The organism is Sedimentitalea nanhaiensis DSM 24252, assembly GCF_000473225.1.
In the GTDB taxonomy this organism is placed as follows: Bacteria; Pseudomonadota; Alphaproteobacteria; order Rhodobacterales; family Rhodobacteraceae; genus Sedimentitalea; species Sedimentitalea nanhaiensis.
Window position 1 is genome coordinate 97403 of sequence record NZ_KI421510.1, and the last position, 25016, is coordinate 122418.

The window sequence follows — 25016 nt, forward strand, 5'->3', positions numbered from 1 at the left end:
TGTGCTCAATCGACGTGAAAGCCGCAAAAACGAGGCAGTCGATTGATTGCTGCGGAGCTTGCCGCCTAACGTGAAGGAACCGGGGCGTGTTCCGGGCGCAGGACAGATGTGGCCGAACCCTCTCAGAAAATGGAACTGATCAAGGGAATTGTGCGAAATGGAAACTGTAGGACTCGGGTTTTGTTATGAAGATTTGCCAGTGGGGCGCAGGTTTCGGACCATTGGCCGCACCGTCACCGAAACCGATATCACGAATTTTGTAAGTGTTACCGGCATGCTTGAGGTCTTGTTCATCAATCGTGACTTCCGAGAGAAGGAATCCAATATCCCCGGTTTCGCCGCGCCCGGTGCGCTGGTCTATACCTTTATGGAAGGGCTCTTGACCCAATCCACAATGCAACATACCGGCTTTGCCTTTCTGGACATGGAACTGAAGGTCATGGGGCCCACATTTGCCGGGGACACCATCCATTGTGAGGTCGAGGTAACAGAATCGCGCCGGTCGAAGAGCCGTCCGAACCGCGGATTGGTGCGGACGCGAAACAAGGTGTTCAAGCAAACCGGAGAACAGGTATTGGAGTATACGCCGTTGCGGATGATCAAGGCCCGCATGACGGATAAAGAGCCAGGAAAGGCATAGGCCTGTTCCGGATAGCGGCACTGGAGACATGACTATGAAAACCGCGCAATCTGGCCCAGCCGAAGCCGCCGGGCGCACATCGGAAGGGCCCCGGTCCTTGACGCGTATCCTTGCGTTGTTCGATCTTTTGGCGCGCTGCAAACGTCACATGTCTCTTTCGGAACTCAGCATCGCGATTGATTGCCCCAAGAGCAGTTTGCTGGTGCTGCTTCGGCCCCTCACCGAGAAGGGGTATCTGATGCGCGAGGAAGACAATTACTTTCTGGGTCCGAGGATTTTTCAGTTCGCCCAGTCAATTCTGACCAACCACCCGTTCGAATCGGTCCTGCGCGGGGTGATGAATGATGTGGTTAACCAGACCGGTGAAACCATCCTGTTTGCTGTCCGGGACGGCGAGAAAGTCATTTATTCGTCGGTCATCGAAAGCCCCCAGCCCGTTCGGTATGTCGCCCAACAGGGGATCAACCGGCCATTGTTCTGTTCGGCATCGGGGCTGGTCATGCTGGCCTTTGACACGCAGCAGGAACTGGACGATTATTTTCGGCGCACTGAATTAAAGCCGCTGACGCCTAATTCGATCACCGATGAAAATGAACTGCGCGGGTTAATTTCGGAGATTCGCAAAACCGGGTATTCCAGTACAGCTGGAACCGCGCATGTAGATGCAGCGGGGTTCGGGGTTCCGGTCTTTCGCGCCGACGGACACTTGGCAGGAGCATTGGTGATTGGTGCTCCTCTGGAGCGCGCCAAGCGTAACAAGAAGCGATATGTTGCCGCTGCCAAAACGGCCGCTGAACAGCTCTCCCGAGCACTCGGCTATCGTTCGGAGGTTGGGGAAACCGGCCGGCACTAGACGTGTGCCGCCCGCCGTTGTTGTCATTCCGCAGGCGGGATCATCTCAGTCCGAGTCCCCGCGCAATGATACCGCGAAGAATTTCGCGTGTGCCGCCGCGCAACGAAAACGACGGAACGGCGAGTTCGGTATACGCCAGAACAGCCGCATAGCTATCGCTCCCGCCAGGCACCGCCGGGCGCGACACAAGACTTCGGGCCAGGCGCGGAATGTCCTGTTCGAAAAGCGCTCCCAGATCCTTGACAATGGCAGCCTGAAGTGACGGGTTCTCTCCTTCGTTCAACATTCCGGCCACCGATCGTGACATCTGCCGCAGCACCATCAGATGCGCGGACAAACGGCCAATCTCGGCCTGCTGCGCTTCGGTTGCGTCGTCGCGCAGCAATCGGATCAGTTCCTCGATCAGGGCAAACGACGACAGGAACCGCTCGGGGCCGCTGCGCTCGAACGCCAGTTCGCTCATGACCTGCGACCAGCCCTCGCCCTTTTCGCCCAGCAGCGCATCGGAGGGCAAAAAGGTATCGTCGAATACCACCTGGTTGAAATGATGCTCACCGCCCAAGTCGATGATCGGGGTGATCTGAATGTTGTCGGTGGCCTTGAGATCGACCAGAAATTGGCTCATCCCGCCGTGGCGGTCGTCGCTCTTGCCGGTGCGGCAGAACAGGATCATGTAATCGGCGACATGCGCATAGGTCGTCCAGACCTTCGTGCCGTTGATCCGGAACCCCCCGTCGACCTCGGTGGCCATCGTGCGCGTCGCCGCCAGGTCCGAGCCGGAATCCGGCTCGCTCATCCCGATGCAGAAACATAGTTCGCCCGCGGCGATGCGCGGCACGATCCGGCGTTTCTGATCGTCGGTGCCCTTGGCAAGTATGAGCGGACCGCTCTGCCGATCTGCGATCCAGTGCGAAATCACCGGGGCACCGGCGGCCAGTAGCTCTTCGGACACGACATACCGCTCAAGCGCGCTGCGCGCGTGGCCGCCGTATTCCTTTGGGAAGGTCATGCCGACCCAGCCGCGCTGCGCCAGCTTTCGTGAAAAATCACGGCTGAACCCATTCCACGACTGCGCGCGTTTTATGGGCGGGAAATCGGCCAGTTCGTCGGCCAGGAACGCGCGGACCTCTTGCCGGAGGTCGTCATAGTCGGCGCCGGGCGGGGGGGGAGAAAAAGCGGTGAGGGTCATGCCTGGGTCCCTTTTGCAGCGCTGTCTGTGATGAAATGCCAGAAGGTGTCGTGGGGGCTCGACAGGGCGGCCCGCCCAAGTTCCCTGGTCCAGTCAAGCTCGGTGCCGAACTCGTCACGCCAGCCCCAAATCCGTTTGGTGAAATGGTGAAGCGCGTGTTCCTGGGTATAACCGATGGCCCCGTGAATCTGGTGGGCCAGGGCCCCGACCTTCTCGGCCGCTTCTCCGGCGCGGGCCTTGGCGGCGGCAACGGCCAGCGCAAAGGCCGGTGTGTCATAGCTGCCGGCCGCCATCTCGGCGGCCGTGCGCGAGGCTGCGGTTTCTCCGGCCATTGTCGCAAGATTGTGCTGGATCGCCTGGAACCTGCCGATTGGCCGTCCGAACTGCACCCGGTCGTTGGCGTATTGAACGCTCATCTTCAGGATGGTCTCCATCGCCCCGGTGGTGGCAAGACTGCGGATAAGTGCACCAAGCCCGCGCATCCCTCCCACGGGTCGTGGCAAGGGGGTGACATCGGTCTCTGTCAGGGTATAATCGAGTTCGATGTCGTCGCGTGGCATCCCGGCAAAATCCTGCGCCGGGTCAACGATCAGATCCTTCACCGGCAGGGACAGGACGTGATCGACACCGTCCAGGACGCCAATGGTCACGATCCGGTTCGCCCAGCGGGCAAAGGGCACCAGTGTCAGATGCCCGCTCGCATGGATCTTCTTGCCGCGCCGTTCCAACCGCAGCGCTTCGCCTTCGGCGATGGTCAGCCTGCCACCGGGAAGGGCCATATTCGCGGCCGCCAGAACGGCGTTTGCGATCAGGGTTTCAGCCAGAGGCAAGGGCAGGCCATGCGCCCCGACAATACGCACAAGACCGAGCGCCTCGGCCGGTGGCACGCCGAAACCGCCTGCGTCCTCTGGCACCAGCGCCATGGTTAACCCTGCCTCCTCGATCTGCGTCCAGAGCGCCTCGGGGCATTGTCCCGAGGCGGCGTCTTCGCGCATGCGGTGGGTGACATGGTCGCGGAACAGTCGCTCTGCCATGTCATGAATCATCGATTCCATCAGACGGTCCTTTCAGACGGTGTTTGATCGGCGCTGGACATTTCCTTCACGGGCTTGTCCTGCCGCGCATGGTTTTTTTGCCCGTCGGGGGCCGACGCCTCTCGCAGTGGCGGCAGATGCAGCCGCGTGCGCAGATCCCGGCGGAACGCACTGGCAGAGGGCGCCGCGCCCCCGTCCCTGCGATATTTTCCGAGGCAATCGGCGATTTTGTCGCCGATCGCGGCAGGGGTTGCCGGATCCGAGGGAGAGCCGGGGTGCGCCGCGACCGAGGTTTCGGCCAGGGTTACGTTCCCTTTGCGCAGGCGGACATGGACCGTCCCATGGTCCACGCCAGCGTGATCCCGCCCCGCTTCCGGCATGGTTTGGATATGCACCATGTCCATAAGCCGGCGCACCGCGGGGCGATGGGGGCTGTCCCCTTCGAAATCCACCAGCCCGACCTGGCCCTGCTGCAGGGCCACGGCGAGCGTATAGGCGGCACAGAACTTGGCCTGCATTCCATCTTTGGGGTCGGTGACATGCAACGGGACCATGACGCTTTCGGGCACTGTCATTTCAATCACCGATCCTTCGGGCACCGCCTCGCCGCCGCGTTCGGCGTGAAGGTGCCGCCCGGCGGCGATCATCCTGTGGGTGAGGTAGCAGCAGGGATACAGCTTGCGGGACACCGTGCCCAGATCGATCCGCGGTTCCACCGCTGCGGGGTCGGCCGCAATCCCGTCCGGGCCGGCATAAAGGTCGAAGAAGCCGCGCGCCGCGAAGATGTCCGGGGCGCCCGTGATGCCGGCCTCGGCCATCCGGGTGGCCCGCAATCCGACAAGGGCGGCGTTTCCGGCCTGGATCGGTTTCGCCATGGCGCCGAAATTGATCTGCATTCCCCCGGCCAGCGACGCGGCCAGGGACAGGGCGTTGCGGACTGCGTCGTCGTCGAGCCCAAGCTGATGCGCGACCGCTGCCGCCGATGCCAGAACCCCGATGGTCGACGTTGCGTGCCAGCCCTTGTTGTAGTGGCCAAAACCCAGGATCTGACCGAGCGCGACATTGACGGCTGTTCCGACCGCAAGCGCGGGGGCAATGCGGCCGGCCGTGTCCGGCCGGACATCCACGGTGGCCAGCAGCGCCGACACGATTACAACACTGGGATGGGTGACGCTGACCGTATGGACATCGTCGAAATCGAGCGCATGACCGGCAACCGCGTTCAGGAACGCGGCCTGTTCGGGACTGCCACCTTCAGCAGCTCCTGCCGGGACTGCCGGTCCGCCCGCGTCAAGCGCCGCCAGCCGGCGAACCACCGGTTCATGCCACCCGCCATAGATGGCGGCTATGGTATCCTCAACGCAAAGCGCGGCCTGCTCGGCGTCTGCAACGCTCAGCCGGTGCGGCGCGGCGACGAACCGCGACAAACGGATGGTGAAATCGCTGATCATCCACTTCTTTCTCTGACACTGCATATTGCCTCATCAAGGCGGGCGCTATCAACTCTCGGCCCCACTCTTTCGCACATATGTGTTGGAGCGGGATGCTTGCGTTGTGATCCTTGCTGCCGTTGGATATTCTGGGTGCTCATCCTTCCTCTGTTTCCGTGCAGGATCGGGCGTTGGACGTGACCGTAGAACTTCGGAAAGAAGAACAGACGTGGTTGAGGGTATCGGCGTGAAAAGTCGGGCAGACAAGCACGCATGTGCGGAGAGACATTTCGAGGCATCGTTGTGTCATTGACCGCCAGACGATGTATCCTCGGAGGCCCGGAACCAAGGCGGTCAGTGCCACCACAAATCCGGGCTAGTCCGCCCTGCGCCGACAAGATGAGCACCTTGTGTGTCCTTGCCTGTGAATGGGAAATTGTCGGCATCGCATTTCCGCCGTCGTGCCATGAAAGACCGCATCTGCCGTTGCGTCACAGACACAACGAGCGCCTTCGGAAAAGGGGGGGCAGATGTCGCCTGTCGAGCGCCTGAAACGTTCCGGCAAGCGCAACAGGTTTACGGCCATTTGTCTGCTGATTTGTCTTGGCGCTGCCATCATTCAGGGTGTCTTGCCCTCCGCCGTCGCGTCCATCGCTGCCGCGCCGTTTTTCTGCATCTATCTTGCCATTTCGTCCCGCTACATCGCCCGTGTCGGATGGGTGCTGCTTTTCTTCTCGCTCGCGATCGCCCTTCTGGCGCTGGCCAATGGAATCGACCCCGGCATCTTCGTCCAGGCGGCGGGGCGCGTCGTGTTCCTGTCCGCTCTGCTGACGGCTGTCGCCTTCCTGCGCATCGCGGCCACCCAAGACCCGATTGTCGAGGTTGCCGGTGAATTCCTGACACTGCAGCCGCCGACCCGTCGCTACGCCTCTCTGGGTGCGGGCGGGCATCTGTTCGGGGTGCTTCTAAATCTCGGCGGGCTTGGGGTGATGCTGGAGATCATAATGAAAGGGCTGGCGGCGCATCGGCACGAGATGGACGAATTCGTGTTCCAGGCTCGCAAGCGCAGGATGGTGAGCGCCTGTATGCGGGGGTTTTCCTCGATCGCGTTCTGGACGCCGTTCGGAATCGCTCTCAATCTGATGATTCTCACAATACCGGGGCTCGAATGGACGACCCTGGCGCCTTACGGGATTGCTCTGGCCGGGATTCTGTTTCTTCTGGGATGGCTGTTCGACACGGTGGAATGGTGGCGCCCGCCCTCGGCGCGCGGCCGGGCACCGGCCCTGAGCGGTGACTTGCCGGACTGGAGCCCCTGGGCCGTCCTGATCGTGTCCGGGCATGTGCTTTTTTTGGGCGCCGCCGTGGTCACGCTGGACCGGTTGACCCAGTACAGTTTCCAGACCGTCCTGATCACCATCGTGCCGATCTATGCGCTGCTCTGGTCGGTTATGCGCAGCGGCAGTGGCAGCCTTGCCGGTATATCGCGCCGGTTTGTGACCCAGGCACCGGGTTTCGCGACCGAAATGAGCGTCATCGCGTCGGCGGGGTTCATCGGCCTCGTCGCGCTGGAGGTCGTTCCGGTCGAATGGATTGCCGACCATCTTGGCTGGATCGCAACGCGGCCTGTGCTGACCGTCGTGCTGTTGATCATGACGGTGTTTCTGACGGGGCTGCTGGGCGTGCATCCGATGATCTCGGTGGTCCTGCTGGCAGAGGTGGTCAACCGCGTCGGCGTGGAAGGTTTGTCGCCGCTTGCTCTGGGCCTTGCACTGGCTGGTGGCTGGAGCAGCATCATCTGCATGGGACCGGCCATCACGGCGGTGGTCTACGCCTCCTCCATCGTGGGCGAGCGGCCGCTGACCATCGGCTTGCGGTGGAACGGGATCTTCGGTGTTGCGAGCATCCTCCTCATCACGCTCATCGTTGGCGGCGGTGTCGCGGCAGGGTGGTTCTGACCGGTCTCAATTGCCTGTCAGGAACCGGGCGCAAGCATTTCCACATATGTGTTCGATCAGGCTTTGCGCTAGTCGGAAGGTGATGGACCCCATAGCGTCAACTAGGATGGGTCAGCGCAATCACTATCGGAGTGGCACGCCCAACGATGGAAGGCCAAGCGAAACCCACACGTCGCAGCAAGGTCACAGGCCTGCAAGACGCAGCCCGGCTGGCACGAGGCGCTTTGGAAGAACGCCCCGAGCTTTGTCTCGGTGGTCTGTTCAAGCAAAGCCGCCCTGTCGCACTGGTGCGCGCGTTGCTGGCCGCGGGCGCAGATGGTCTGCATGTGTATTCCTCGCCGGGCGCGGGGTATGATGTCGACCTGATGATTGCGGCAGGCGCGGTCGCACAGGTCTTTATTCCCGGCGTTACGCTGGAAAACCGGCTTTGCCCCAATTTCCGCCGCGCGGTCGAGGCAGGGCAGGTGACCGCGCACGCGCTGGATGCGCTGACCGTGGTGGGCGGGCTGATGGCGTCGGCTCATGGCGTGCCGTTCCAGCCAATCGACGCGCTGCGCGGATCGGACGTTCTGAAGCACAACCCGCTTTTGCACGAAATCGACTGCCCGTTCTCCGGCCGCCGTATTCACGCCGTCGGGCCGATCCGCCCCAGAGTGACGTTCTTGCACGCGCAGGAAGCCGACCGTTGGGGAAACCTGCGCCATCTCAGCACGATGGTCTACGCCGATCAGCTGATGGCACGCGCGTCTGACATGGTCATTGCCAGCGTGGACCGGATCGTGCCGGACGAGGTCGTTCTGGACGATCCCTCGCGGGTTACCGTGCCGTCTTATTATGTCGATGCCGTGGTCGAGGTGCCCTATGGCGCGCACCCAACCGCGAGCTTTCCCAACTATGCGATGGACGAGGACCATATCGACGCCTACGCCGATCTGGGGGATGCCGCCCGGACCGGCGACAGCACGGGGCTGGACACCTATATCGCCCGCCATGTGACCGGACCGAAAAACCAGAGCGACTACATCGAAGCGGTCGGGGGAGCCGGGTATTTCGCCGTGCTCGAAGCCGAGGCACGGAACGAATGAGTGCAGCGGTTTCCCCAATTGAACAGATGGTCGTCGTGTTGGCCCGCGATCTGGCCGACGGAGAACTGGGTGCGGCGGGTGCAGCCGCGTTGGTGCCGATGGCGGCGATTGCGCTAGCCCGCGAGCTGCATGCACCGAACCTGACGGTCGGCGGCGAGATGTTCTTCAACCCCGAGCCGGGGCGTTTGTATCCGTCGATGCTGGACGATCGTGCGCTCGGCCGCTGCGAGGCCGCCGAGACCTTTATCGAGTTGTTCGGCCACAGCCATCACGGGCTGGATTTTTTCTTTCACAGTGGCTTGCAGCACGATGTGTACGGCAACATCAACCTGCACCACGTCGGCGGCACGCTGCACGCACCAAAGATGCGCGGGCCGGGGGCAGCAAACCTGTCATACTGCCACACCTCGTCGCGGTATTACATTTGCCCCACCGTGCATACGGCGCGAAACTTTGTGGAAACGGTCGATTTCATCACAATACCCGGACATCTGTCCGGGCCTGCCGCGAAACGCGACGCCGGGCTGGTCAATGAAGGACCGCGCCTGGTGGTGACACCGCGAGCGGTTATGGATTTCGACAAGACGACGCTGCGAATGCGACTGAAATCGGTGCATGCGGGAAATACGCCCGAAGAGGTCCAGCGTCATACGGGGTTCGATCTGGCGATCAGAGGCGAGGTGCCGCAAACGCGGCCACCAACGGAGGAAGAATTGCGCGTTCTGAGAGAGCGGATCGATACATCGGGGGCCCTGCGTGCTTAAGCGACCGGGCTGACGTTACTTTAAAGGCAAAAACGGGAGGATAAAATGATCCAACGCAAGTTGACCGGATACCGGGCGGCGGTGGGTGCTATCGCGGCCATGGGCGCGATAGCCCTTGGCGGCGCGGCATCTGCCAAGGATCTCACGATGGGCACGACCAGCCCGACGTCGAGCCATTTCACCATTTCGGTTGCGATGAGCAAGGCGATCGAGACCGGCATGGAAGGCACCAATGTCAGCGTGATCGAAACCGGGGCCAGCGTGGACAATGTGCTGCGGCTGGCGCGCGACGAGATCGACCTTGGGCTTGCCACCACCGACATTCTGATCTCCGCCAGAAACGGGACCGGCAAGTTCGAAGGTAACGCAATCCCAGATACGGTTGCGCTTTATCCTTACAGCGCCTCGATCCTGCTGATCGCGGTCACCGAAGAGTCTGGTGTGACGACGCTGGACGAACTGGACGGAAAGAAGTTCAATCCCGGCATCCGCGGATCGGCGGCCGAGACGTTGACGACCGGTGTCCTGTCCATGTTCGATATCAACGCGGACCTGGTGCATGGCGCCGTTGGCGACGCGGTGGAAGGCATCAAGAACCGCCAGATCATCGGTTATAGCAAATACGGGGCCGCAAACTCTGTCGATGCAACCCTGCAAGAGTTGATGACAAGCACCAAGATGCGGTTGATCGGCTTCACCGAAGAGCAGGAGAAAGCGGCGACAGAAGCCATGGAGGGCGTCGGTTTCACGACTCTTCCCGCAGGGCTTATTCCGGGATCCGAGGAAATGCGGGTACCCAAGCTCAACGTCTTCTTCCTGACCCGCACCGGCGTCATGGATGACCAGAGCGCCTATGACATCGCTCGCAGCATCCACCAGAACATGGACCTGCTGGTCGAAGCCTGGCCGCAGCTTGCGGATTACGACATCGCCGCCGATGCCGTCGCCACAATCGAGACCGGTATACCCTATCATCCAGGTGCGGAACGTTACTGGAGAGAGGCGGCCGGAAGCTGACCGGAATCGCGGGCCGTCACGACGGCGGCCATAGGCTGATCCAGACGGGGTGCTGCGGGCACCCCGCCGTTACCGCTCTCGGAGAGAACATGACGCAGACATCGACCGCAATACCCAATTGGGAACGGCGCGGAGGGCAGGCGCTTGGAGTATTGTTGGCGGCATTCGTCGCTCTGCATTTCTACAATGCCTTATTCGGGCAGTTCGAACCGCTGGTTCAGCGGCCGATCTTTATCGGTTTCGGTATCGGCGGCGCGTTCTTTCTTTATGCGGCACGCGCCTCGCGGACCGGTGCGCGAAGCGGGATTGAACGGGCTGTGGACATCATGCTGGGACTACTGGCGTTCGCGGTTTGCCTCTACGTGATCCTGAACCGGGATCGCTTTTCGGATATCATGGTGCGCTATGGGCCGATCGACAAGGCGGCAGGTCTGATAGCTGTTCTGCTGACCCTCGAGGCCGCGCGCCGGGTGATCGGATGGTTCCTGCCGCTGCTGGCCCTTTGCACCGTGATCTATTTCTATTTCGGCTATGACCTGATCGACGGCGCCTGGCGCCCGCCGCGCGTTTCGGCACGTACCGCTGTCGAGACATTTTACAGCTCGACCACCGGCCTGTTCGGCTACCTTGCGGATATCGGGGCACGGGTCATCGTGATCTATGTGCTTCTGGGGGCGCTCCTGCTGTCGACCGGGGCAACGGATGCTTTCATGAAAATGGCAACGTGGATCGCCGGTCGAACGTATGGCGGCCCGGCAAAGGTCTGTGCCCTGTCTTCGGCGATGTTCGGGACGGTGACCGGTTCGGCAGTGGCCAACGTCATGGCGACCGGCTCGATCACCATTCCCACGATGAAGCGGCTGCGCTATCCACCGGCCTTTGCCGGGGCGGTCGAGGCCGTTGCCTCCTCCGCCGGCCAGCTTACGCCGCCGGTGATGGGGGCAGCGGCCTTCATCATGGCTGAGTTCCTGAACATTCCCTATACCGACATTGTCGTTGCGGCGATCGGTCCGGCATTTCTCTACTACCTGGCGGTATGGCTCGGGGTGGATCTCTATGCGCGTCGCACAGGGTTGCAACCGACACCGAGGAGCGAAATGCCCGAACCGGCGGAATTCCTCGCACCGGACAAGTCAATTCCCTTGTTTCTTCCCATCGCGGCGATGGTCTACTTCCTGTTCAACGGCTACACGCCGAGCTTTGCAGGTGCCGGTGCTGTTATCATACTGGTTTTGGCCTGTGTGGTGGTGCGCCCGTTCGCGCGTGACGGAAGAGAGCAGGGCGTGCTGGCCTCTTGGGCCAAGCTGGCGCGCGACCTCTATGAGGGGATGATCGAAGCAGGGCGGGCGTTGGTGATGATCGCCGCGCTGCTAGCCTGCGCCGCCATCGTCGTCAAGGTTCTGACGGCGACGGGTGCCGGGGTCAAAGTCTCGAACCTGTTGTTCTCTGTGTCCGGTCAGGGGTTGATCGTGGCCCTGTTGCTGGCGGCGGTGCTGGCGATCTTGCTGGGTATGGACGTGCCGACGACGGCCTCCTATGTGCTGGCGGCGGCAATCGCCGCGCCCAGTCTCGTGCGGCTTGGCCTACCCGAACTGACGGCTCATCTTTTTGTCTTCTACTATGCGATCCTGTCGGCCATCACGCCACCGGTCTGCGCCAGTGTCTATGCCGCCGCCGCCCTGGCAGGGGCCAATTTCTGGCGGGTGGCGGGTCGCGCGCTGATGTTGGCCGGAGCGATCTATGTGGTGCCGTTTCTCTTTGTGTTCCGGCCGGGCATACTGGCCCAGGGCGGCACGGTGCAAATCCTACTGGATATGGGCGTGGCCTGCGCCGCGGTTTTTGCCGTCAGCGTCGGCACAAGCGGCTGGTTTCGTGGAAAGGTGCCGGTCATCGGCCGGTTGCTGTTCCTGTCGGCTGCCGGCTTGCTGTTTTACGCCGCGCCTGCGGCCGACATCGTTGGTGGGCTGGCGCTGGCCGGGCTCTTGGCGTGGCGGTTTTTGCGCGGAGCACCGCAGCCCGGCCGCGCCGGGTGACCTCCGAAAAGCGAAGAGCCACCGCAGACAACCTCTGCGACGGCTCTTCCACATTCGGCCCCGAAGTGGCGGTGCCTCTGGCCTCAGGTCATTTTGAAGTAGGGAAAAGTCACTTCGTCGGTTGCCTTGACGAACGTCACTTCCACCTTGGCCCCGATATGAACCTTCTCGGGGTCGCCGGTCTGGATCCGGCTCATCATCCGGGGGCCTTCCTCCAGCTCGATCAATGCCACGACATATGGCACGTCATCCGCGAAAGTCGGCCCTGCCGGACGGCGCGCGATGGTGAAGGTATGCACCTTGCCGCGTCCGCTCACGGTGTTGAAGCGCAGATTGTCGGAATGGCAATACGGGCAAATAGAGCGGGGATAGAAATGATGTTTGCCGCAATCGCCGCAAAGCGGGATGTCGAGGCGGCCCTCGCGCGTGGCCTCCCAATAGGGGGCACTGTCATGGTCGATCACCGGAAGCGGTTTTTCAATGCTCATCGTCTTAGCCCTTCTGCAAAATCACGGTCGCACCTGAGGAAAGCGTACCCCCGGTACCATGCACCAGAGCGGTCTCGGCGCCCTTGACCTGGCGCTCGCCGCCTTCGCCGCGAAGCTGCCGGACGGCCTCGATCAGCAGGAACATTCCGAACATGCCCGGATGCAGCGCCGAGAGGCCGCCGCCGCTGGTGTTCATTGGGAACGCCCCGCCTGGTGCCGTGCGCTGGCCCGACACGAAATCCCCGCCTTCGCCGATCTTGCAGAAGCCGAGAGCCTCGAGCGAGAGCAGCACGGTGATGGTAAAGCTGTCATAGATCTCGACCAGGTCGATATCCGAATGGCTCACCCCGGCCATTTTTATTGCGCGTTCCCCGGCCTTTTGCGCGGGAAGCAGGCGGGCGAGGTCCGGCATTTCGCCGATGGCCCAGTGGGTATGCGCCTCGCCATAGCCCTTGACCGCGACGGGACGGGTGTTGAGGTCCTTGGCCCGCTCGGCGGTGGTCATGACGAGGGCGCCGGCCCCGTCGGTGACGAGACAGCAATCGAGCAGATGCAGCGGCTCCGAGATCATCGTGCTGGACAGCACGTCGTCAATGGACAGCGGATCGCGACGCGTCGCCTCGGGGTTCAACTGTGCCCATTTCCGCGTCGCGACGGCGATTTCGGCCAGATTCTCGGACGTGGTGCCAAATTCATGCATATGGCGCTGTGCGGCCATCGCATAGCCGCCCACAGGCGTGGGCATTCCGTAAGGCGTTTCATGCTGCATGGACAGGACTGAAGGCCGACCCCCTAGATTGCGGCTGCGCAGGGATTTCTGGTCCGAGCTGTAGACAATCAGCGCAACCTCGCAATAGCCTTCGCGAAGAGCCATGGCGGCATGTGCGATATGGGCCTCGAATGCCGAACCGCCAATATTCGTGCCATCGACGAATGTCGGCATGATGCCCAGATATTCGCCCAGCGTCACCGTGGCCAGTTGGCCGGGGCCGGGGACCCCCCACATGCCGGCCGTCAGAAGACCGTCGACATCGCTCAACTTCAGTCCTGCTTCTTCGACGGCGGCTTTTGCCACAAATGCGGCATGACCAAGGACCGAAGCCTTGGTGACGAACTTGCCGTCCTTCAGCGGCGCGTCGGCGATGCCGACGACCACCGGTTCTCGTCCGTTCTTCATATGCTCTTTCTCCTTCTTGTCGGGCTGTCCCGGTGCGCCCCGAACTGTTAGCCCGGGCGCATGGTCTTGGCGATGAGCGTACGCTGAATCTGCGAGGTTCCGCCGCCGATGGTGCTTTGCATCCCTTCGCGGAAATACCGCTCCATATCTGCTTCGGGCAGCATCGAGTGGCCACCCAGGATCTGCATTCCGTTGCGCGTCACCGTCTGCAGCGTCTCGGAGGCATAGAGCTTTGCCATCGAGACCTCTCGCGTGCAGGGCGTCTTGGCTGCGGCCAGGCTGGCGGCGCGATAAACCAACAGCCGGGCGGCATCGACCTGGGTCTGCATGTCGGCCAGCATGTGGCGGATCACCTGAAAGTCGAAGATCGGCTTGTCGAACTGAATCCGTTCGTGGGCGTAGCGCAGAGCATCGTCTACGGCTGTCTGGGCATTGCCCACATAGGCGGCGGCCACGGCCACGCGTTCCAGTTCCAGATGGTCGGTGATGATCTTCCAGCCATCGTTTTCCGTGCCCAGCAGCGCATCGGCCGGCAGTTTCACGTCGTCCACGAAAATCTCGGTGGTGCCGGTTGCGCGGCGCGCCATGGTCGGCAGCTTGCGGATGTCCAGACCTTCGGTGTCATTGGGGATCAGGAAAACCGACAGCCCCTTGTGTTTGGGCGCGTCGGGGTCGGTCCGGGTCAGCATTGCAAGGATTGCGTTATCGGCCGCAGCGCCCGAGCACCACAGTTTCTGCCCGTTGACGACCCAGCCGTTGCCGTCGCGCCGCGCGCGGGTCTTTGTCGATGCCGCATCCGACCCCGCGCCCGGTTCGGAAATCGAGATCGAAAAGCGGATGTCGCCATTGAGGAAGGGCTGGATGTACCGCTCTTTTTGCTCGGGCGTGCCGAATTTCTCGACATTCATCGCGGTGAACGTCGCCACCATCAACCCGGTCGAGAAGTCAAAGCCGTATTTGGCCAACCCTTCGCACATCAGGGCATAATCCATGATGTCACCGCCAAGACCGCCGCTCTCTTCTGAAAACAGGATGCCGAGCCAGCCCTGCTTGGCCACTTTTTCATAGGCTTCGTAGGGGTATTTGCGCTCGCGGTCGCAATTGCGGATATAATCGCGGCCGATCTCTTCGTCGACGAAACGCTCGACGGTGGCGCGCCACATCTCTTGCTCGGGTGTCAGAAAGTTCATGCGCTCTGTCCTTGTGTCTTGTCGTGCGCCGCACGGATTTTGGCCGGTTCTCCGGGGCGATCCAGACGCGACTTGCGGATCAGCAGGCTGAACTCGCAGCGCAGGACCGTTTCGTCCCGCTGGTTGATGCCTTCCAGTTTGCTGGTCACGACGCCGTGCCTTTCGTCATGGTCCTTCAGGTCGATGATTTCGGTGCGGGCCCAAAGGGTGTCGTTGATAAAAGTGGGCCGCAAAAAGCGTAGCTTGTCACAGCCATAGAAAGCGGCCAGCACGGAACTGTCGAAGGGGATCATCGCATTGACGATCGAGAACACGAGGCTGCCCTGCACGAGGCGCTGGCCATACAGAGACGATTTGGCGTGCTCGACGTTGGAGTGAAGTTCCAGCCAGTTCCCGGTCAACATGCAGAAATTGACGACATCGGTTTCGGTCATCGTCCGACCGCTCGAAATGCCGGTCTGGCCAAGTGACAACTCTCCAAAAGGGTGACGTATCACGTTGATTTCTCCTGTCCGTCCGCCTTTGATGACAAAACGATCAAGGCATCGGCGGCGACCAATCCCTTCCCGTCGGCCCGAACCATCACAGGGTTGATTTCAATTTCCGAGATCAGATCGGCGTTCTCGGCAAAGAAAACAGATATGCGTGAAATCAGGTCTGCCAGGGCATCTTTGTCGGCCGGTTCTGCGCCGCGTAGTCCAGTCAGCAACCGCGCCCCCGGACCCGATCGCAGCATGGCCGCGGCAGTTTGCGGGGTGGCGGGCGCAAGCCTGATTTCGGCGGCATCAATCAGTTCTACAAGGATGCCGCCAGGACCGGCCAGAACGATCGGACCAAAGGTGTCGTCGCGTTTGCAGCCGATAATCCATTCGGCCACGGACCCTTCTTCCATTTCCTCGATCAGCGCCGTGCCGCCCGCAAAACGTTCCGCCATTTCCGCGGCGGCCTGTTTCGCCTCGTCGGGGGAAAGACCCAAACGGACGAGCCCGTGATCGGACTTATGCGGATAGTCATCGTGACACAGCTTGGCGACACAGCGCCCGTGGTCGGGGTCACGTCGGGGCACCGGGATTCCAATCCGTTGCAGCAGATCCTTCGCATCGGCCTCGTGGATAACCGTGCGCCCGGCACGCTGCCAGTTTTCCAGCGTTTCTCTTTGGGTCATGCCACTTCTCCTGTCGCGACCGCGAGTGCGGCGAGGCCCGATGCCGCCCGAGCGGGCGAATCATAGACAGGAACGGCTCGTTCGCGCAGCGCCTCGCCCGAGGCATTGCTGCGTGCCGAACCGGTCCAGACGATCAGAATCGGCTTGTCTGTGCTGTCGAACGCCTCGGCCAAGGCCTCGATGAACTGCTGATCTGGCACAAATGTGATAATTGCGATGGCAATATCCACGCCCGGATCGGCGGCAACGGCCTCCAGACAGCGTCCGACATATGTGGGATTCGCCAAAACCACACCGGTCAGATCGACCGGGTTTGTCACCGACCCATAAAAGGGCACATAGCGCGACAGCGCCGTCTGCGTCGTTTCATCCAGCACCGGAACCTCGAAGCCGGCGCTTTCGGCCAAGTCGGTCATTTCGACGCCAAGCCCGCCGGTGACAGAAATGATCCCGACCCTGTTTCCGGCAGGTCGTCGACCCGCGGCGAGCGCCGTCACGGCATCGACGGCGGCGACGGATTCACGGGCGCGGATGACACCGGTTTCGCGAAAGACCGCGCTGATCACCCGGTCGTCCCCGGCCATGGCGCCGGTATGCGACTGGACCGCGCGTGACCCGGCGCGGCTGCGCCCACCCTTGACCGCGACAATATGCTTCCCCGCCTGTGTCAGCCGCTGGGCCGCTTCGGAAAAACGGCGTCCGTCGCGCAGTTCCTCGACGTAGCAAAGAACCACCCGCGTCTGGGGGTCGTTGCCCAGATAATCCAGCAGGTCCGCTGCGGTCAGGTCGGTTTCGTTGCCGCTGGAAACGATGGCGTTGATGCCCACGCCGCGTTCGCCCAGGCGCAACGCCATAAGGCCCGCAAGCGCGCCGGACTGGGAAATCATGGCCACGGGACCAGGCCGAAGATCGTTGAACATCGGGCTGAAGGTCAGTTGCAGGTCCGCCGCGGGGCGCACCACGCCTTCGCAGTTCGGTCCGACCAGTCTGAAGGGCGCGTCTTGCATGATCCGGCGCAAGCGCTCTTCGTTGTCATGCCCTTCTTCCCCGGCTTCGGAAAAGCCCGAGGTGACCCCGACCACGACCTTTACATCGAGCCTGGTGCAGGTCTCCAGAGCGTCCAGCGCGACCCCGACCGGCGTTGCCAGCACAACCACGTCGATCGGGCTGTCAATCTCGTCCAGACTGCGCACAGCCGGAAGGCCTTCGATCTCGCCGCCCGAAGGGTTCACGGGGATAATCGTGCCGCTGTAACCGTTGCTCTTCAGCAGGGCCATGACGGCCTGCCCCAACTTGCCCTTGGTGCGGGACGCGCCGACCACCGCAATGGTGCGAGGGTCGAACAACCCGTCCAGTGCGTCGGCTACCGTGGGCCGGCATGCCGTCATTCGATTCGTGTTTGGCTCTGCCATTCTTTCCTCCGTCAAGTGAAAAAACATCGGCTCGTTTCGGCGATCTAACGGTTGTTCGATTGTTCTCGCAATGGATTCTAGTTCCGAGCAGAATGAGGCTTTCAGAGCCGCAAACTAGGGCTTGACGTCGGAAAATTCGCAGAACGAGGCAGACACGTGAAAATGGAAAATGGGCCACTGAGCGATGTCAGGGTGATTGAACTGGGGCATGTGATCGCAGCACCGATGTGCGGCGCATTGCTGTCCGATTTTGGCGCCGACGTGGTCAAGATCGAGCGTCCGGGGCAGGGTGACATGCTGCGGGTACTGAGCGCGCGGGCCAGTGATGGCGTTGGCGCCTGGTGGAAGACCCTGGCACGAAACAAGCGTCTGATGGCGCTGGATTGGAAGAGTGAAGACGGCCGCGCCATTCTGCGCCGGCTGGTCGAAAACGCCCATGTGCTTATCGAGAACTTTCGACCCGGTGTTCTGGAACGGGCAGGGTTGGCCCCAGAGGTCCTGCATGAGTGGAACCCCGATCTGGTGATCGTGCGGATCTCGGGCTATGGCCAGACGGGGCCGCGCGCCTCGTGGCCGGGTTTCGGTCGGGCCGGCGAGGCCATGAGCGGACTGGCGCACATCACCGGCTTTGCCGACAACGCGCCGATGCACCCCGGCTTTCCCGCTGCGGATTCGACCACAGGCCTGATGGCGGCCTACGGCGCGATGATGGCGCTGCATGCGGTGCAGAACGGCCGCGCCCGGGGGCAAGTGGTGGACCTGGCTATTTTCGAGCCGCTGTTGCGCCTGATCGACTATCACGTTCCGACGCGAACCGGCGCGGGGCTGCCGGTTGACCGAAACGGGCTCCAGGCGCCCAATTCCTACGCCCCGGCGGGGGTGTTTCGCGCCCGCGACGGGAAATGGGTCACAATCAGCGCAGGCAGTGCCGCGACCGGGCGGCGGCTTCTGGAAGCCGCGGGCGGAAAGGAATGGGCGGAACAGCCGCAATTCCAAAGCCTCGATGGCTTCGCGGAGCACATGGACGAGATTGTGGACCGTCTCGGCGCATTTGTGGCACAGCATGACGCGCAGAAGGCGATTGACATCTTCCAGGCCCACGATGCCGTGGCTGCGATGGTCTATGACGTCGATGACATCCTGGCCGATCCGCAGATCGCCGCGCGAAGGGACATTGTTGGGGTGGAGGGCGACGACACCAAGGTCGTCGGACCCGTGCCAAAGCTGGACAAGACGCCGGGACGGCTGCGCTGGCTTGGGCGCCGCGAACTGGGTGCTGACACCCGGGCGATTTTACAAGAGCTCGCGTACGACACCGGGCAAATCGACACCCTAATCGAACAAGGCACTGTGGCCGAACCGGGCCGCTGAGCCGGGTCTGCAAGACGTGAGGAGAAAATCATGACCTATCAGATGACATCCGAACAGCAGGGAATCCGCGATGCGATCCTGCGGATCTGCGAAGAATTCGACGACGAATTCTGGCTGACACGCGATCGCGTAGGCGGTTTCCCGCGAGAGCTGCATCAAAAGCTGGCCCGCGATGGCTGGCTGGGGATTGCAATCCCCGAAGAGTACGGAGGTGCCGGTCTTGGCATCGTCGATGCCGCGATCATGATGCAGGCCATTGCGGAATCCGGCGGCGGCAACAGCGCCGCATCGGCGATTCACATGAATATCTTCGGTCTGAACCCAGTCGTGAAATTCGGCACCGATGACCAGAAAAAGAAATACCTTCCGCCTTTGGTGGCAGGCGATGAACGTGCGTGTTTCGGGGTGACCGAGCCGACAACCGGTCTGGACACCACCAAACTGAAAACACGCGCCGTGCGACAGGGTGACCGATATGTGGTGCACGGCCAGAAGGTCTGGATTTCAACCGCCCAGGAGGCCGACAAGATCCTGTTGCTGGCGCGCACGACCCCGCTTGAGGACGTCAAGAAACCGACAGAAGGATTAAGCCTTTTTTACACCGATCTGGACCGATCTTTCGTCACCGTGCGCGAGATCGAAAAGATGGGCCGCAAATGTGTCGACTCGAACGAACTGTTCATCGACGGGCTTCCGATCCCCGCCGGGGATCTGATCGGCGAAGAAGGCCAGGGCTTTCGTCAGATCCTGCACGGGCTGAACCCCGAACGGGTTCTAATTGCCGCTGAAGCAGTCGGAATCGGGCGGAATGCGCTTCGGCGCGCCGCGGATTACGCCAATGAGCGCGTCGTTTTTGGCAGACCAATCGGTCAGAATCAGGGTGTACAGCACCCCCTGGCCGCCAGCTGGGCGGAACTGGAGGCGGCCAACCTGATGGCGATGCACGCCGGCGCGCTCTACGACGCGGGCAAGCCCTGCGGAAATGAAGCCAACGCAGGAAAATATCTGGCCGCCGAAGCGGCGGTGAAGGCGACACAGACCGCGCAGCTGACCTTCGGGGGGTTCGGATACGCCAAGGAATACCATGTCGAGCGTCTTGTTCGCGAGGCCATCCTGTTCCGCATCGCGCCGGTCACCCCGCAGCTGGTGCTTTCGTTTATCGCGGAACATGCCCTCGGCCTGCCAAAATCCTACTAGTTACGAACATCAAAGGAAGTCCCATGCGAATTCATGGAATGGATGCCATTTTCAACCCTCGCTCGGTAGCGGTGATTGGCGCCTCAAGCGATCCCAAGCGCATCGGCGGAAGGCCGGTGGATTTTCTCAAGCGGCACGGTTTCGACGGCCCGATCCTGCCTATCAACCCGAAATCGCCAGAGGTGCAGGGCCTGACGGCGTATCCGTCGATCTCGGAGGCACCCACGACACCGGACCTGGCCGTGATCGCGCTGCCCGCGCCGCTGGCCGTTCAGGCGGTCGAACAGTGCGCGGCCCAAGGTGTGCGGGGGGCGGTGATCTTCAGTTCGGGGTTCTCGGAGGTCGATGCCGACGGGGCCGCCCTTCAGGCGCGCATGGTCGACATCGCGCGCGAGGGCGGCATGCGGCTTGTGGGGCCGAACTGCCTTGGCATCGCGAATGTGCGCCACAACCTCTATGCGACATTCACGCCCGGGGTCGAAAAACACCTGCCAAAACCCGGCGGCGTGTCGATCGTCAGTCAAAGCGGCGCGTTCGGCTCGTATTGCATGACGCTCGTTCGAATGCGCGGACTTGGGGTCAATATCTGGGCGACGACGGGCAATTCCTGCGATGTCGATTTTGCCGATGCCGTGGCCTATTGCGCGCAGGATGACGATACCCGCGTCATCATGGGATATCTCGAAGGGGCAACCGATCGCGACAGGCTGGTCGAGGCACTTGAGCTGGCGCGGGCCCGGGGAAAGCCGGTGGTCATGATGAAGGTCGGGCGCAGCGCGGTCGGAGCAGAGGCCGCGCAGTCGCATACCGCCTCATTGGCTGGGGCAGACGCGGTTTATGACGCGGCGTTCCGGCAGTACGGCGTTTACCGGGCGCAATCGGTCGATGAAATGTTCGATGTGACTTATGCCTGTGCCGAATCCGCGTCGATGATGCAGGGCGACCGGCTGGGCCTTGTGACAGTCTCGGGCGGGGTCGGGGTGCTGATGGCCGACGAAGCCGAAAAGCTGAAACTGGACGTGCCTGCGCTTCCCGATCATGCACAGAAAAAGCTGAAAGAGGTGCTGCCATTTGCCGGTGTCCGAAACCCGGTCGATGTGACGGCGCAGCTGGTCAACCAGATCGATCTTCTGGAAACCAACATGGATGTGTTGTTTGGTGACGGCGAGATCGATGGGGCCATCATCTTCATGTCGACGGTCGGACTTGTCGCCGACCTGAACGAAGCCATTCGGCGCGGACTGGAGCGCATTCGCGAGAAATATCCCGATCGGCCAATGCTGTTCTGTTCGCTGACAGAGCCAGAGGGGCGCGCCGCGTACGAAAAGTCGGGGTTCATCGTGTTCGAGGAACCGACCCGTGCAGTCCGGGCGATGGCCGCATTGCGCTATTTTGCCCGTTCCTTCGCGCGGGCAGGCGAAAAGGACCCGATACCCGAACTCTCCAACCTGTCGCCGTTGCCGGACGGAATTGTGAACGAGATCGAGGCCAAGGCCCTGCTTGCAGAGGCCGGAATCGGGATCGTGCGCGAAACCCTGGCCACCACCCCCGAAGCGGCAGCTCAGGCAGCGCAAGAAATGGGATTCCCGGTCGTGCTGAAGATTGCCTCGCCCGACATCTTGCACAAATCCGACATCGGGGGCGTCGCGCTTGATCTGCGTTCGGCCGAAGATGTCCGCTCTGCCGGGGCACGAATCTTGGAATTGGCGTCCGAGAAGATGCCCGGTGCGCGGATCGACGGGCTGGTCGTGGCGGAACAGGCAGCACCTGGACTGGAGGCTATACTCGGCGTGACCCAGGACCCGGCTTTCGGCCCGGTGGTCATGTTCGGTCTGGGCGGGGTGTTTGTCGAGGCCCTCGAAGACGTGTCTTTCCGCGTCGCACCATTCGGACCTGTCGAAGCGCGCCGTATGATTGACGAAATCCGCAGCCGCAAACTGCTGGACGCATTCCGGGGCGCGCCCGAACGCGACATCGACGCCCTCGCCGGCGCCCTTGCCCGACTGTCTGCTTTTGCCGCCCATCACGGGGCCGCGCTTGAGACCATTGATGTCAATCCATTGATCGTCGGAGCAAGCGGGCAGGGAGCCGTCGCCGCTGACGGTGTGATCATACCCGCCAATCGAGGAGGCCACTGACAACCGAACCCGAAATCTTTCCTGATCCCCAAGCCGCTTGCGGCGTGCCCCCGGCAGTTTTCTAACAGTTGACAGAATTTACAAGCGCGGCCATCCTTCCGTATGGAACGCTGTGCATATAACTGCACACGAAGGGAGGAGATCATGGAAACCGCGCATCAGACTTCAGCAAGAACAGGCGGCGATCAAATTGTGAAATCGGTGGCGCGCACCTGTCAGACTTTGGTGTATTTCGATGAAGTTCAGCGACCGCTTTCGGTCGTGGAAGTGTCCAAGGAACTGGGGTACCCGCAGTCAAGTACCTCGGCGCTGCTCAAAAGCTTGGTGAAGCTTGGATTTCTGACCCACGATGCCCGAAAGAAGAGTTATTTTCCCACCGAGCGCGTTCCGCTTTTAGGGTCGTGGATGAATCCAGATCTGTTCGGCGAAGGCACCATCCACCGGCTGCTCAAGGCAATTTCGGAACGCACACGGCATGTGGTGGTTCTGGCAACCAAGAATGGGGACGAAGCCGAGTACGTGCAAGTTGTCCGCCCGAAAGATTCGCCGATCCACCACATATCGCTCGGGACACGTCGTCCGCTGGGTAACTCAGGTGTCGGGCGCGTTCTGATGAGTCGTTTCAGTGACGACGAAGTGCGCAGTCTGTTCCGCAGGATCAACGCCTATCGCGCGCCCGACAAACCGGCAGTGGATGTGAAAGCTTTCGTGGCCTCGTTGGCAGAAACCCGTGCCAAGGGCTATTACCTCTCAACCGATCAGGTGGTTCAAGGGAGCGGCTTGATTTCCATGCCGTTTCCTAACCATCTGAACTCGCGGCTTTTCGCTGTCGGGGTTGGCGCTCCAACTGATGTTATCTTGAGATCCGAAAAAGAGATCGTAGGGATCATGCACGAAGAAATCGTTCGAAATCTGAAGAAGATGGGTCAACAGTCCCTGACCGCCTGACCGCCTGGATCAGCCAGCGCCGTAAAAAATGGCCCGGCTTGACGAAGACGGGACTTGGGGGGCGCGGACGAAACGCGCCACTTGCCAATGTCAGGGTCCGTTTTCAGGCGGCGGAAATAGCCTCTTCGCGTCAGGCTCAAGGTTGAGCCTGACCGGCGGGGCGTCGTTAGCACCGGCATCCCCGAAGGCCGGGCGGTGTAGGATGCGCTGCCCAGAGCAGTGCGACCACGGTTTCGGCCCGCCCCAAGAATACCGGCTTGAAGAGAGGCGCCGCGAAAGAGGCCGACCATCATCGTGTTGATCGTAAGCGGCGTCTACGCCCCACCGGAGTTCAGCTCGACGGCTTGAAGTTCCAGGGTAGCAACTCGTCGATCCGGTTCGCGGGATGCCCTGCCGCGATCGCCTCGAGCGTCGCCTTGAGATAGACAAAGGGTACGATTTCGTTGATCTTTGCTGTGGCGATGAGCGAGGCGATGCGGCCCCAGGTCCGACCACCTTCGTCGTGGCCGGCGAAGAGTGCGTTCTTCCGCGTCAGGGCGATCGGCCTGATGAGATTCTCCACGGCATTGGAGTCGATCTCGACGCGTCCGTCCTGCAGGAAGGTCTGTAGCCCGTCCCACTGCCGGTGGATATAGGCGAGTTTCTCTCCGAGGCGGGACTTGGCGGAGATCCGGCGGCGCTGGCTCTGCAACCATTCGCCGAACTGGGCCACCAGCGGCGCGGTGCGTGTCTGTCTCGCCGACAGGCGCTGTCCCGGTCCCATGCCGCGGATCTCGGTTTCGATCCGGTAGAACTCGGCGATCCGGCGCAGCCCCTCGGCGGCGATCTCCGATCCATCACGGTCGAAGACTTCCTTCAGCTTCCGGCGGGCATGTGCCCAGCAGTGCGCAACCGTGATCGGCGCGCCGCCCTTGCGCGAGGGGCGCGTCAGCCGATCGTAGCCGGGATAGCCGTCCAGCTGCAGGATGCCGTCGAAGCCCTGCAGGATCTGCTCCGCGTTCACGCCGGCGCGGCTCGGGCGGTAAGTGAAGACCACGCCGGGCGGGTCATCGCCGCCCCAGCCCCGATCATCTCGGGCCAGCGCCCAGAGGAAGCCAGTCTTCGTCCTGCCTCGCCCGGGCTCCAGAACCGGCGCCGTCGTTTCGTCCATGAAGAGTTTGCCCGAGCCCTTCAGGTGCTCGGCGAGCCGGTCGACCACCGGGGCAAGGTGGAAGGCCGCGGTGCCGACCCAATCGGCGGGCGTGCTGCGCCGAAGGTCGATCCCGGAACGCGCGAGGATCTGGCTCTGGCGATAGAGAGGCAAATGGTCGGCGAACTTGGCGACGAGCACATACGCAATGGCGCCCTCGGTCGGCAGCCCGCCCTCGATCAGGAAGGCAGGGGCTGGCGCCTGGGTGACCCCTTCGGCGTAGGCACGGCAGGCATACTTGGGTCGAACCGTCACGATGACGCGGAGCTGGGCCGGCACGATGTCCAGCCGCTCGCTGCGGTCCTCGCCGATCCGGTGCATCGTGCCGCAGCCGCAGGGACACTCCAGGCTGGCCGGCTCGATCATCTGCTCGATCCGGGGGAGGCTCTCAGGCAGATTGCCCCGATTGCGGCGGGCGACCTTGGATCGCCGCGGACCGGACGAGGCCGTGGCGTCTTCATCCTGCTGGGCCTCTGCCTCGACGACGGCAGTTTCCAGATCTTCGAAGGCCAGCTGCCGCTCGTCCTCACTCAGTTTCTCGGACCTTTTGCCATGCACGACCTGGTTCAGTTCGGCGACGAGGTGCTCGAGGCGCTTGTTGGCTTCCCTGAGTGCATCACGCTCGCGCAGGACGGCCAGAACAGCGTCACGCTGGTCTTCCGGAATGGCCGACAGGTCGAGGGATAGGGCGCTGGACATGGCGGCATCATATCCCGCTCCTGCGTTTGTCAGGCCGGC

The 25016-nt window shown here is 62.1% G+C and carries 21 protein-coding genes; 11 read left to right on the top strand and 10 right to left on the bottom strand.

Annotation, left to right across the window (positions count from 1 at the left end; all coding sequences use genetic code 11):
- The first annotated feature begins 157 nt into the window (after window positions 1-157).
- Entirely contained in the window at window positions 158-640 is a 483-nt protein-coding gene (locus tag NANH_RS0124200) for a MaoC family dehydratase (protein ID WP_036051571.1), read from the top strand.
- Between the two features lie 34 nt (window positions 641-674).
- Window positions 675-1493 carry an IclR family transcriptional regulator gene (locus NANH_RS0124205; RefSeq protein ID WP_071974435.1) on the top strand — a complete coding sequence of 273 codons (819 nt, stop codon included), beginning with the start codon at window positions 675-677 and terminating at the stop codon, window positions 1491-1493.
- Between the two features lie 40 nt (window positions 1494-1533).
- Here NANH_RS0124205 and NANH_RS0124210 read toward each other — a convergent pair whose 3' ends face one another.
- Genes NANH_RS0124210 through NANH_RS0124220 form a run of 3 tightly spaced genes read right to left on the bottom strand, consistent with a single transcriptional unit; the run spans window position 1534 to window position 5167 of the window.
- Window positions 1534-2682 (bottom strand): acyl-CoA dehydrogenase family protein, encoded by a 1149-nt coding sequence (locus NANH_RS0124210; protein WP_027264344.1) that lies wholly within the window; start codon window positions 2680-2682, stop codon window positions 1534-1536.
- On the bottom strand, window positions 2679-3737 hold the full coding sequence (locus NANH_RS0124215) for an acyl-CoA dehydrogenase family protein (protein ID WP_027264345.1): 1059 nt from the start codon (window positions 3735-3737) through the stop codon (window positions 2679-2681). The genes NANH_RS0124210 and NANH_RS0124215 overlap by 4 nt, the downstream gene beginning before the upstream one ends.
- Window positions 3737-5167 carry an MmgE/PrpD family protein gene (locus NANH_RS0124220; RefSeq protein ID WP_027264346.1) on the bottom strand — a complete coding sequence of 477 codons (1431 nt, stop codon included), beginning with the start codon at window positions 5165-5167 and terminating at the stop codon, window positions 3737-3739. The genes NANH_RS0124215 and NANH_RS0124220 overlap by 1 nt, the downstream gene beginning before the upstream one ends.
- Window positions 5168-5676: 509 nt before the next feature.
- Here NANH_RS0124220 and NANH_RS0124225 point away from each other — a divergent pair.
- The 5 genes from NANH_RS0124225 to NANH_RS0124245 all read left to right on the top strand — a co-directional run bounded on the left by NANH_RS0124225 (window position 5677) and on the right by NANH_RS0124245 (window position 12003).
- Entirely contained in the window at window positions 5677-7104 is a 1428-nt protein-coding gene (locus tag NANH_RS0124225) for a hypothetical protein (protein WP_027264347.1), read from the top strand.
- A 146-nt stretch (window positions 7105-7250) separates the two neighbouring features.
- Window positions 7251-8189, top strand: a complete 939-nt coding sequence (locus tag NANH_RS0124230) for a CoA transferase subunit A (RefSeq protein WP_027264348.1) — start codon at window positions 7251-7253, stop codon at window positions 8187-8189.
- Window positions 8186-8953, top strand: a complete 768-nt coding sequence (locus NANH_RS0124235; RefSeq protein WP_027264349.1) for a CoA-transferase — start codon at window positions 8186-8188, stop codon at window positions 8951-8953. The genes NANH_RS0124230 and NANH_RS0124235 overlap by 4 nt, the downstream gene beginning before the upstream one ends.
- A 45-nt stretch (window positions 8954-8998) precedes the next feature.
- Window positions 8999-9970 carry a TAXI family TRAP transporter solute-binding subunit gene (locus tag NANH_RS0124240; protein WP_027264350.1) on the top strand — a complete coding sequence of 324 codons (972 nt, stop codon included), beginning with the start codon at window positions 8999-9001 and terminating at the stop codon, window positions 9968-9970.
- Between the two features lie 89 nt (window positions 9971-10059).
- The gene (locus NANH_RS0124245; protein WP_223228103.1) at window positions 10060-12003 is read left to right on the top strand and encodes a TRAP transporter permease; all 1944 of its coding nucleotides are present in this window, start codon (window positions 10060-10062) and stop codon (window positions 12001-12003) included.
- 83 nt (window positions 12004-12086) lie between these two features.
- Here the strand turns inward: NANH_RS0124245 and NANH_RS0124250 are convergent, their stop codons facing one another.
- Genes NANH_RS0124250 through NANH_RS0124275 form a run of 6 tightly spaced genes read right to left on the bottom strand, consistent with a single transcriptional unit; the run spans window position 12087 to window position 17435 of the window.
- The gene (locus NANH_RS0124250) at window positions 12087-12491 is read right to left on the bottom strand and encodes a Zn-ribbon domain-containing OB-fold protein (protein WP_027264352.1); all 405 of its coding nucleotides are present in this window, start codon (window positions 12489-12491) and stop codon (window positions 12087-12089) included.
- A 4-nt stretch (window positions 12492-12495) separates the two neighbouring features.
- Entirely contained in the window at window positions 12496-13668 is a 1173-nt protein-coding gene (locus tag NANH_RS0124255; protein WP_027264353.1) for an acetyl-CoA acetyltransferase, read from the bottom strand.
- A 47-nt stretch (window positions 13669-13715) separates the two neighbouring features.
- Complete coding sequence (locus tag NANH_RS0124260; protein ID WP_027264354.1) at window positions 13716-14858, bottom strand: acyl-CoA dehydrogenase family protein; 1143 nt, start codon at window positions 14856-14858, stop codon at window positions 13716-13718.
- Window positions 14855-15292 carry a MaoC/PaaZ C-terminal domain-containing protein gene (locus NANH_RS0124265; RefSeq protein WP_051372686.1) on the bottom strand — a complete coding sequence of 146 codons (438 nt, stop codon included), beginning with the start codon at window positions 15290-15292 and terminating at the stop codon, window positions 14855-14857. Before NANH_RS0124265 ends, NANH_RS0124260 begins: the two co-directional genes overlap by 4 nt.
- 59 nt (window positions 15293-15351) lie before the next feature.
- Window positions 15352-16023: an acetate--CoA ligase family protein gene (locus tag NANH_RS0124270; RefSeq protein ID WP_027264356.1), complete on the bottom strand. Its 672-nt coding sequence runs from the start codon at window positions 16021-16023 to the stop codon at window positions 15352-15354.
- Complete coding sequence (locus NANH_RS0124275) at window positions 16020-17435, bottom strand: acetate--CoA ligase family protein (protein WP_223228102.1); 1416 nt, start codon at window positions 17433-17435, stop codon at window positions 16020-16022. Before NANH_RS0124275 ends, NANH_RS0124270 begins: the two co-directional genes overlap by 4 nt.
- 162 nt (window positions 17436-17597) lie before the next feature.
- Between NANH_RS0124275 and NANH_RS0124280 the strand changes: the two genes are divergently transcribed.
- The 4 genes from NANH_RS0124280 (at window position 17598) to NANH_RS0124295 (ending at window position 23089) form a co-directional block, all read left to right on the top strand.
- The gene (locus NANH_RS0124280; RefSeq protein WP_027264358.1) at window positions 17598-18806 is read left to right on the top strand and encodes a CaiB/BaiF CoA transferase family protein; all 1209 of its coding nucleotides are present in this window, start codon (window positions 17598-17600) and stop codon (window positions 18804-18806) included.
- 30 nt (window positions 18807-18836) lie between these two features.
- Window positions 18837-20003, top strand: coding sequence for an acyl-CoA dehydrogenase family protein (locus NANH_RS0124285; RefSeq protein ID WP_027264359.1), 1167 nt, complete (start codon window positions 18837-18839; stop codon window positions 20001-20003).
- Window positions 20004-20026: 23 nt separating this feature from the next.
- Window positions 20027-22141 (top strand): acetate--CoA ligase family protein, encoded by a 2115-nt coding sequence (locus tag NANH_RS0124290; RefSeq protein ID WP_027264360.1) that lies wholly within the window; start codon window positions 20027-20029, stop codon window positions 22139-22141.
- Between the two features lie 144 nt (window positions 22142-22285).
- The gene (locus NANH_RS0124295) at window positions 22286-23089 is read left to right on the top strand and encodes an IclR family transcriptional regulator (RefSeq protein WP_027264361.1); all 804 of its coding nucleotides are present in this window, start codon (window positions 22286-22288) and stop codon (window positions 23087-23089) included.
- 331 nt (window positions 23090-23420) lie between these two features.
- On the opposite strand, the gene tnpC is transcribed toward NANH_RS0124295, so the two are convergent.
- Window positions 23421-24977: an IS66 family transposase gene (tnpC, locus tag NANH_RS0124300; protein WP_027264362.1), complete on the bottom strand. Its 1557-nt coding sequence runs from the start codon at window positions 24975-24977 to the stop codon at window positions 23421-23423.
- Window positions 24978-25016 lie beyond the last annotated feature (39 nt).